Genomic DNA, 10,221 nt, shown 5'->3' with positions numbered 1-10,221 from the left:
TGTTGAGGAAAAGTAATTGTTTCCATGCTATCTTACTTTTGAGGTTCGTTTGAACACAAAGGTAAACCATAGAACGAGAACTATTTACATCCTCTTGGGTGACTTTTTGGTCATGGAGGTTTCATAACATCTTTTTCCCGCAAATATAACAGATTTTATTCAGAGCTGCCCCTCCAGCGCGCGAAGAGACATTATTATATATACGTGGATATTGTGACAGCTCTGTTACACCTACCTCTAAATTGTTTTAGACCTACCTCTAAATCAATTTACACCTACCTCAAAATTTCAACTGATAGGAATCCTTTTTTTATTGCTCTTTCTTCTACTCATTTCGGACTGTAGCATACGAAGTTCACGACCGGTTTGTCCGGCTACTGAGGTATTTTCTTCCGCTCGTCTGATCAGGTAAGGCAACACATCATTTACACGGGCGTAGGGTACATATTTGGTTACATTATATCCGGCATTCGCAAGATTAAAAGAAATATTATCGCTCATACCAAGCAATTGCGCAAAGAATACGCGTTTATCGTCCGGAGAATAATTCTTATCGAGCATTAACCGGGCAAGTTTATAATTGCTTTCTTCATTATGCGTTCCCATAAATAATTCCATGCGATCCAGATGTTCTATGACGAAACGAACTCCTTCATCAAAGTTTGCATCAGTTGCTTTTTTGTCTTTGCAAATTGGATCAGGATAGCCAAACTCAGCCGCCCGGGCACGTTCTTCTTCCATATAGGCTCCGCGAACAAATTTAATCCCGGGATAGTACTCCTTTTCCACAGCATCATCTAAGATGCGACGAAGATAGGACATGCGGTCATGGCGATACATTTGTAAGGTGGCAAATACGATTGCACGTTCTTTGTTATATTTACGCATAGCCTCATCCGTCAGTTCGTCAATGGCATCCTGAAAACAATAGTCCTCAGCATCCACCAAAATACGGACATTATTTTCATAAGCCCGTTGGCATAAAGCCATAAAACGCTCTGTGAACTCACAGTATTTTTTGACTTCTTCTATTGTCAACTTTTCGCGCTTCTCGGACACTTTGGAGAATAAATCGTCATAAGTTAATGTTGACGGTTTAAATACTGCATACGCAATATGTGGATTTTTCGCAGCATAATCAACAGACCTCAATGTTTCTTCAAAAGTAGCCCGAATACCCTCTTCGGATCTTTCCCCTTCTGCCGAAAAATCCAATGTTGACAAGACATGGTATTGTTTTAAATGATCAATCGTAGGCTCACAATCTTGGAGCGTTTCTCCTCCGACAAATTGTTTGTAGAGCGTAGGCTTCACAGCCCAAGCCAAAGGAAAATGAATTTTCAACGCAACAGAGGTTGCAACTTTTGCTATTTTCACTAATGCCGGATACTTGATCGCAGTAAACAACAAGTATGCATTTTTCAATTCAGATTGCGTTTTCGATGAAAACGCAATCTCAAGATTATTAAAGTCTAACATGCATCGTAAGTATTAACGATCCGACTTAAAATCACTTTTCTCCCAAAAATGGATAACCGTAATGCGTAGGTGAAACAAGCGTTTCTTTGATCGCACGGGCATTAGTCCAACGGATCAGGTTCAACGGTCCTCCAGCTTTGTCATTCGTTCCCGAAGCCCTCGAACCACCAAATGGTTGTTGCGCAATAACCGCTCCGGTTGGTTTATCATTGATATAGAAGTTTCCTGCCGCATAACGCAATTTATTAAACGCCAGTTCAATTGCGTAACGATCACGGGCAAAAATAGAGCCGGTCAATCCATACGGTGATGTACGGTCGCAAATATCTAATGTTTCCTCATATTTATTATCGTCATACACATAAATAGTTACCACCGGACCAAAAATCTCTTCCACCATTGTTTTGAACTGAGGATTAGTGGTTTGTATAACCGTAGGTTCTACATAATATCCCTCAGATTTATCCCCATTTCCACCAAACAATATTTCAGCATCAGAAGCCTGCTTTGCATAATTTATATAGTCCATTATGTTATCAAAAGAAGCTTCATCAATTACAGCATTCACAAAATTGGTGAAGTCCTGAGGATCACCCATCTGAATCTCTGTTAGCATATCGCCAATGTAATTTTTCACGTCCTTCCAAAGTGATGCAGGGATATAAGCACGTGAAGCAGCAGAGCATTTTTGTCCCTGATATTCGAACGAACCACGTACAATTGCAGTAGCAACTTCAAGAGCTGGTGCAGAAGGATGAACAAACACAAAGTTTTTACCACCGGTTTCACCCACAATCTTAGGATAGGATTTATAGTGTCCCAGATTCTCCCCCATTTGTCTCCACAGGGTATTAAACGTAGAAGTAGATCCGGTAAAATGGAATCCTCCCAAATCACGACTTTGCGTCACGACGCGACCAATAACACTTCCTTGTCCGGGTATAAAATTAACCACACCATCAGGCAATCCGGCTTCCTGAAAAACTTTCATCAATAAATAATTTGAATGAAGAGCAGTAGTAGATGGCTTCCAAACTGCCGTATTTCCCATCATAGCCGGAGCCATATTCAGGTTTCCTGCAATAGAAGTAAAATTAAACGGCGTCAGAGAAAACACAAATCCCTCTAATGCACGATATTCCATACGGTTCAATATCCCTGTATCCGAATTGGGTTGATCAGCATAAACCTGTCCGGCATAGTATGTGCTGAAACGCAGAAAATCAATTAATTCGCAAGGAGCATCAATCTCTGCCTGGTAAGGATTCTTACTTTGTCCCAACATCAATGAAGCATTCAATAAATAGCGATACTTGGTTGCAAATAATTCTGCAACGCGCAACATAACGGAAGCACGTTCCACCCAAGGCAACTCAGACCAGTCCTTATGGGCTGCCATAGCTGCATCGATAGCCATTTGAACTTCTTTCTCTCCCGCTTTGTGATAAGTTGCCAGAACATGCCTGTGATCGTGAGGCATAACTACCTTTCCTGTATTCCCGGTACGTACTTCTTTTCCTCCTATTATCAAGGGAATATCCCATTCCTCTGATGATACTTGAGCAAGAGCTTGTTTTAATTGTACTTTTTCACTTGAGCCAGGCGCGTAAGATTTAACCGGTTCGTTAATGGGTTTAGGAAATGAAAAAAGAGCGTTATCCATAGTAATAAATTTTTATAAATTATTTGTGTATAATTTAACTATGCAGTAAACTTAGCAAAAACTAACAGGATATTAAATAGGGTAATCGTTAAATATTCTTCAATCCATTTGACGTTTATATCATATATTCATTTTCACCAGCTCTTTCTTTCACATTGAAACATTTGTCGTCATTTTCGTAACAACTATTTTTTTATATTTATCTTTGTTGATATCATCTTAACGAACCGAGAACGATATGAATGAACAAATAGAACAAATTGCCAAACGACTGGCAGGCCTGAGAGAGGCTTTAGATATCTCTACTGAAGAAATGGCAAAAGTTTGTCATTTAAGTAAGGAAGACTATCTACTACTTGAAAGCGGAAAAACAGATATTTCCGTGAGTGTTTTACATCAGATTGCACAAGCATACAACGTAGAATTAACCACTTTAATGTTTGGCAGCGAGCCCAAAATGAACTCCTATTTTATTACCCGCAAAGGAAAAGGAGAAGCGGTTGAAAGAACGAAAGTGTATAAATACCGATCACTTGCCATGGGGTTTAGCGACCGGAAAGCAGATCCGTTTATTGTTACCGTACATCCGAAAGCCGATGGAGAAACGATTTATCAGAACACACACTCAGGACAAGAATTCAACTTTGTATTAAGTGGACGTATGCTTATTCAGATCAACGGAAAAGACCTTATCCTTGAAGAAGGAGACAGTATTTATTTTAACTCATCACTGCCTCACGGCATGCAAGCACTTGACGGTAAAGAAGTAAAATTTCTCGCAATCATTTTATAGCGATCAACAGAAAACAAGCATATGTTGGAAAAATATATAGATAGAACAAGTTTTAATTCTCAAGAGGATTTTATAAACAATTTCAAAGTAAATGTACCCGATAATTTTAATTTCGGATACGATATTGTTGATGCCTGGGCTGAGGAAGAACCTCAAAAACAGGCATTATGTTGGACAAACGACAAAGGAGAACATATGGATTTCACCTTTGCGGAGATCAAGCAGTATTCGGATCAGACGGCTGCTTATTTCCAATCTCTCGGTATCAGACGTGGAGATATGGTCATGCTTATACTCAAAAGACGCTATGAATTTTGGTTTTCAATTACGGCGTTACACAAACTTGGAGCAATTGTAATACCCGCAACTCACTTACTTACGAAAAAAGACATTGTTTATCGCAATAATGCTGCCGGCATTAAAATGATTGTCTGCGCGGGTGAAGAAGAGATTTGTAAACATGTTAAAGATGCAATGCCGGAATCTCCAACAATAGAGACTCTTGTTTCTGTTGGTCCTTTAGTCCCCGAAGGATTTCTCGATTTCCACCAGGGAATAAAGGAGGCAAAACCATTTGTACGTCCTGAAAAGGTAAATACAAACGATGATATCTCATTAATGTATTTTACTTCGGGAACAACGGGTAATCCCAAAATGGTAGCACATGATTTCACTTATCCTTTAGGACATATCGTAACGGCAAGCTTCTGGCATAATCTTCACAGAGATAGTCTGCATCTGACTATTGCAGATACTGGTTGGGGAAAAGCCGTTTGGGGAAAACTTTACGGTCAGTGGATTGCCGGAGCAACTGTATTTGTTTACGATCATGAAAAGTTTACTCCTTCAGCTATGCTGGAGATGATCCAGAAGTATCAGATCACCTCGCTTTGCGCGCCTCCTACGATTTTCCGTTTTCTGATCCGTGAAGATTTAACGAGCTACGACCTATCGTCTTTAAAATATTGTACCATAGCAGGTGAAGCTCTTAATCCGGCGGTATATGATACATTTCTGAAACTCACAGGAATAAAACTAATGGAAGGATTCGGGCAAACAGAAACAACTCTTACCATCGCTACGTTCCCCTGGATGGGACCTAAACCCGGTTCTATGGGTGTACCGAATCCTCAATACGAAATGGATCTGATCCGTCCGGACGGTTCTTCGGTGGAAGACGGGGAACAGGGTGAAATCGTTATACGGACATCGAAAAGCAAGCCTCTTGGTCTGTTTAAGGAGTATTACCGAGATCCGGAATTAACCCACAGCGTTTGGCATGACGGAGTTTATCATACCGGCGATGTAGCCTGGAGAGATGAGGATGGGTATTATTGGTTCGTAGGTCGCGTGGATGATGTGATAAAAAGTTCCGGTTACAGGATTGGCCCGTTCGAGGTTGAAAGTGCACTGATGCTTCACTCAGCGGTGGTAGAATGTGCCATCACGGGAGTACCGGATGAAATACGCGGCCAGGTAGTTAAAGCCACTATTGTGCTCAGCAAAGAATATAAAGACAAGGCTGGGGATGAGTTGATAAAGGAACTACAAGACCATGTAAAACAAGTGACAGCTCCGTATAAATATCCGCGAATCATCGCTTTTGTCGACGAACTTCCGAAAACAATCAGCGGCAAAATCCGCCGGGTAGAGATACGGGATAAAGATCATAAATAAATCTTATGTTTCAATATAAGAGAATTGCAGTTAAAGTAGGCAGCAACGTGTTGACAAGAAAAGACGGTACGTTGGACGTTACACGTATGTCTGCTTTAGTTGACCAGATTGCAGAATTGCATAAGAAAGGTATTGAGATCGTACTGATTTCTTCCGGCGCTGTGGCTTCGGGGAAAAGTGAGCTGAAGGTACACAAGAAATTCGATGCAGTTTCTGCACGTCAACTTTATTCTGCTGTCGGGCAGGCTAAGCTGATCAACCGCTATTATGAATTGTTCAGAGAACATGGATTAGTTTGCGGACAGGTTCTTACCACGAAGGAAAACTTCGGGAGTCGCACGCATTATCTGAACCAGAAACATTGCATGGAGGTAATGTTAGACAACAAAGTGATTCCGATAGTCAATGAGAATGATACCATATCTGTAACCGAGTTGATGTTTACGGATAATGACGAATTATCCGGCCTTATCGCTGCCATGATGGGAATGGATGCTCTGATCATACTCAGTAATATAGACGGCATCTACAATGGAAATCCCTCTGATCCGGGTTCTGCTGTAATTACAGAGATAAACGAAGAGCAAGAAGACTTGTCCGAATATATCCAAACCGGAAAGTCTTCATTCGGAAGAGGGGGGATGCTTACCAAATGTACAATTGCCCGAAAAGTAGCCGAAGAAGGTATTGCCGTTATCATTGCGAATGGGAAACGGGATAATATCTTGTGTGATTTACTGAAAGAGAAAAGTAAAACGATTTGCACACGTTTTATCCCTTCTTCTAAACCGGTAAGTAGTGTAAAGAAATGGATAGCCCATTCGGAAGGTTTTGCCAAAGGGGAAGTTCATCTTAATAAAGGAGCGGAAAAGGCTTTGTTAAGTCCGAAAGCTACGAGTGTTTTATTTGTAGGCGTAACAAAGATCGTAGGCGAGTTTGAGAAAGACGATATCGTAAAACTATTCAATGAAGAAGGTAAACAGATGGGTGTAGGCTGTGCTGCCTATGACAGCAAAGAGGCACAAAAACTGATAGGCGTTAAAGATATCAGGCCTTTGGTACATTATGACTATCTTTATCTGGATTAATTGATTAAACTATGGATGCAACTGGATTACTAATAAAAGCTTCTGAGGCAAAAAATGCGCTCAACAGATTAGCTGACAAAGAAATAAATGACTTACTGATCGCTATTGCTTCTGCATTAGAAGAAAATAAGGAGGAAATACTGGTAGCCAATCAGAGAGACCTTGATCGCATGGAGGTTTCAGACCCGAAATACGACAGATTAAAACTCACTGCAGAACGGATAGACGGTATTGCTGGTGATATGCGGAATGTGGCTTCTCTCCCCTCTCCTCTTGACAAGATTCTGAGTGAGACCGTCCGTCCGAATGGAATGGTTATTCGTAAGGTCTCCGTTCCATTTGGAGTAATTGGGGTAATTTATGAAGCGCGTCCGAATGTTACTTGTGATGTCTTTTCACTATGCCTGAAGAGTGGAAACGTATGTGTATTGAAAGGTGGATCGGATGCTGAATTTTCTAATGAGAAATTAGTAGAAATCATTCATAAGATATTAACAGAGCATCATATTCCAAAAGATGTATGCACTTTACTGCCTCCCGACAGAGAAGCAACCGACATACTATTGCATGCAACTGGTTTAGTTGACCTCATTATACCAAGAGGTAGCTGCGGGTTGATCAATTTTGTTCGCCGGAACTCGCTTGTACCGATCATTGAGACGGGTGCAGGTATCTGTCATACTTATTTTGACAAGGATGGAGATAAAGAAAAAGGACAGCCCATCATTACGAATGCAAAAACACGGAGAGTCAGTGTATGTAATGCGCTTGATTGCTTGGTTATTCATGCTGAACGTTTGTCAGATCTCCCCTATCTTTGCAATAAACTACAAGAGAGCAATGTAATAATTTATGCAGACAAAGAGGCGTATAATGTATTAAAAGGGAATTATCCGGAAAGTTTACTGAAACTGGCAACAGAAGCAAGTTTCGGTACGGAATTTCTGGATTATAAGATGAGCATTCGAACGGTTTCAACAATCGAAGAGGCAATTTCACATATCAGTAAGTATAGTTCCAAACATAGTGAATGTATTATTAGTGAATCTGCAGAAGCTATACGTCTTTTTGAACGCATGGTTGATGCTGCTTGTGTATATTCAAATGTTTCGACGGCATTTACAGATGGAGCTCAATTCGGTTTCGGTGCTGAAATAGGCATCAGTACGCAAAAAGCGCATGCCAGAGGGCCAATGGCTTTAGCGGAAATAACGACGTACAAATATATCATTGAAGGAAACGGTCAAATTCGTACTAAATAAAAAATAAGATATGAGAAATTTCACCTGCGTCCATGACCTGGGCGATTTAAATCAAGCGGTAAAAGAAGCTTTCGAGATCAAAAAAGACAGATTCAAACATACAGAACTGGGTAAAAACAAAACCTTGTTGATGATCTTTTTTAATTCCAGCCTACGCACCCGCCTGAGTACGCAAAAGGCAGCAATGAATCTGGGAATGAACACTATCGTATTAGATATTAACCAGGGAGCCTGGAAGTTAGAAACGGAACGGGGAGTTATCATGGACGGTGACAAACCGGAGCATCTTTTGGAGGCAATTCCGGTAATGGGATGCTATTGTGATGTTATTGGCGTTCGTTCGTTTGCCAGATTTGAGGATAAAAAGGAGGACTATACAGAAATGGTTCTGAATCAGTTTATCAAATATTCTGGCCGACCGGTATTCAGTATGGAAGCGGCTACTCGTCATCCCCTACAGAGTTTTGCCGATCTGATCACCATTGAAGAATATAAAAAGACAGCTCGTCCTAAAGTTGTCCTTACCTGGGCTCCTCATCCAAGATCTCTGCCGCAGGCTGTACCCAACAGTTTCGCAGAATGGATGAACGAGACGGACTATGAATTTGTGATTACCCATCCTCAGGGTTATGAACTTGCACCTGAATTTGTAGGAAAAGCCAAAGTAGAGTATGATCAGGCTAAAGCTTTTGAAGGCGCCGACTTTATCTACGCCAAAAACTGGGCAGTTTACACAGACCCTAATTATGGTCAGGTATTGAGTAAAGACCGTAGTTGGACTGTTGATGAGTCCAAAATGGCACTAACTAATAATGCTTATTTTATGCATTGTCTGCCTGTAAGACGGAACATGATTGTGACAGACGAAGTGATAGAAAGTCCGCAGAGCATCGTAATACAAGAAGCAGCAAACCGTGAAATATCTGCTCAGGTGGTTTTGAAACGAATAGTTGAGAGTCTTTAAATTCTTTATTTATAAAAAATACCCGGTAAGTTTTCTGTGCCTTACCGGGTATTTTCTAATTCTTAAGCTTCGCCTTTCATTCCTCCGATCGGAGGGATGATGTCTTCAAACTTAACTGTTTTACCGTTATTTTTCTGAGCTTCAAATTTTTCAATATTATCCTGTAATGCGTAAAGCAAACGTTTAGCGTTATCAGGTGTCAAGATGATTCTGCTTTGCACCTTTGCCTTGGGAGTACCCGGCATCAGACGGATAAAGTCAATAATAAACTCTGAACTCGAATGAGCAATAATTGCCAGATTAGAGTATATCCCCTGAGAGATTTCATCCGATAACTCTACCTGTATTTCGTTGCCTTGATTTTTATTTTCCATATATCTCTATTGTTATTATTATGGTTGCTTACCAATATAAGCAAGAATACCTCCGTCAACATACAAAATATGTCCGTTCACAAAATTAGAAGCATCTGAGGCTAAAAAGACAGCAGGTCCTTGCAGATCCTCAGGAGTTCCCCAACGTGCTGCAGGAGTCTTGGCTATAATGAAAGAATCGAAAGGATGACGAGATCCATCCGGTTGTTTTTCTCTTAAAGGAGCTGTCTGCGGAGTAGCAATATATCCCGGACCTATACCGTTACATTGTATATTGTGTTCACCGTATTCAGAACAGATATTACGGGTAAGCATCTTCAGACCTCCTTTAGCTGCAGCATAGGCAGAAACAGTCTCACGACCTAATTCACTCATCATAGAGCAGATATTGATGATCTTCCCATGTCCTTTTTTAATCATGCTCGGAATAACCGCCTTGGAAACGATAAACGGACCATTCAGGTCGATATCAATCACCTGACGAAACTCTGCCGCTGACATTTCATGCATAGGAACACGTTTAATAATCCCGGCATTGTTCACTAAAATATCAATTACGCCTACTTCTCTTTCAATCCGGGCAACCATTGCATTTACACCGTCTTCATCCGTCACATCACACACATAACCTTTTGCGTCAATACCTGCTTCTTTATAAGCCGCTAAGCCCTTTTCTATGGCTTCTTGATTTCTATCGTTAAAAACGATCTTTGCACCTGCATTAGCAAATGCACTGGCAATAGCAAAACCGATACCATAAGATGCTCCGGTAACAAGAGCCACTTTTCCATTCAATGAAAATTGATTTTCCATTTTATTAAATTTTAAAATTAAGCAATTTCTTATATGCGTATCAGATTGAACCTTCCTTTTTAGTCCAAATAAAAGCCCCGATAAACAATATACTTCCAGATAACATTA

The 10,221-nt window shown here is 40.6% G+C and carries 9 protein-coding genes; 5 read left to right on the top strand and 4 right to left on the bottom strand.

The window, feature by feature from the left end:
- Window positions 1-288 precede the first annotated feature (288 nt).
- Together PHT93_RS05000 and pruA are read right to left on the bottom strand one after the other, a co-directional pair.
- Window positions 289-1,479 (bottom strand): proline dehydrogenase family protein, encoded by a 1,191-nt coding sequence (locus tag PHT93_RS05000; RefSeq protein WP_300240209.1) that lies wholly within the window; start codon window positions 1,477-1,479, stop codon window positions 289-291.
- A 31-nt stretch (window positions 1,480-1,510) separates the two neighbouring features.
- On the bottom strand, window positions 1,511-3,142 hold the full coding sequence (gene pruA, locus PHT93_RS04995) for an L-glutamate gamma-semialdehyde dehydrogenase (RefSeq protein ID WP_300240207.1): 1,632 nt from the start codon (window positions 3,140-3,142) through the stop codon (window positions 1,511-1,513).
- 238 nt (window positions 3,143-3,380) lie between these two features.
- On the opposite strand from pruA, the gene PHT93_RS04990 reads away from it, so the two are divergent.
- Genes PHT93_RS04990 through PHT93_RS04970 form a run of 5 tightly spaced genes read left to right on the top strand, consistent with a single transcriptional unit; the run spans window position 3,381 to window position 8,926 of the window.
- Entirely contained in the window at window positions 3,381-3,935 is a 555-nt protein-coding gene (locus PHT93_RS04990) for a cupin domain-containing protein (protein ID WP_300240205.1), read from the top strand.
- A gap of 21 nt (window positions 3,936-3,956) precedes the next feature.
- A complete protein-coding gene (locus PHT93_RS04985) occupies window positions 3,957-5,612 on the top strand; it encodes an AMP-binding protein (protein WP_300240203.1) in 1,656 nt (551 codons plus the stop codon).
- Window positions 5,613-5,617: 5 nt separating this feature from the next.
- Entirely contained in the window at window positions 5,618-6,700 is a 1,083-nt protein-coding gene (gene proB / locus PHT93_RS04980; RefSeq protein WP_300240201.1) for a glutamate 5-kinase, read from the top strand.
- 11 nt (window positions 6,701-6,711) lie between these two features.
- Window positions 6,712-7,962: a glutamate-5-semialdehyde dehydrogenase gene (locus PHT93_RS04975; RefSeq protein WP_300240199.1), complete on the top strand. Its 1,251-nt coding sequence runs from the start codon at window positions 6,712-6,714 to the stop codon at window positions 7,960-7,962.
- Between the two features lie 10 nt (window positions 7,963-7,972).
- Entirely contained in the window at window positions 7,973-8,926 is a 954-nt protein-coding gene (locus PHT93_RS04970; protein WP_300240197.1) for an N-acetylornithine carbamoyltransferase, read from the top strand.
- Between the two features lie 62 nt (window positions 8,927-8,988).
- Here the strand turns inward: PHT93_RS04970 and PHT93_RS04965 are convergent, their stop codons facing one another.
- Window positions 8,989-9,300 carry a DUF3467 domain-containing protein gene (locus tag PHT93_RS04965; RefSeq protein WP_300240194.1) on the bottom strand — a complete coding sequence of 104 codons (312 nt, stop codon included), beginning with the start codon at window positions 9,298-9,300 and terminating at the stop codon, window positions 8,989-8,991.
- Window positions 9,301-9,318: 18 nt separating this feature from the next.
- Complete coding sequence (locus PHT93_RS04960; protein WP_300240192.1) at window positions 9,319-10,113, bottom strand: gluconate 5-dehydrogenase; 795 nt, start codon at window positions 10,111-10,113, stop codon at window positions 9,319-9,321.
- Window positions 10,114-10,221 lie beyond the last annotated feature (108 nt).

Source organism: Massilibacteroides sp. (assembly GCF_028705895.1).
GTDB lineage: Bacteria > Bacteroidota > Bacteroidia > Bacteroidales > Tannerellaceae > Massilibacteroides.
Note: the sequence above shows the minus strand (reverse complement) of the source record. Positions and strands in the feature narration are given on the sequence as shown.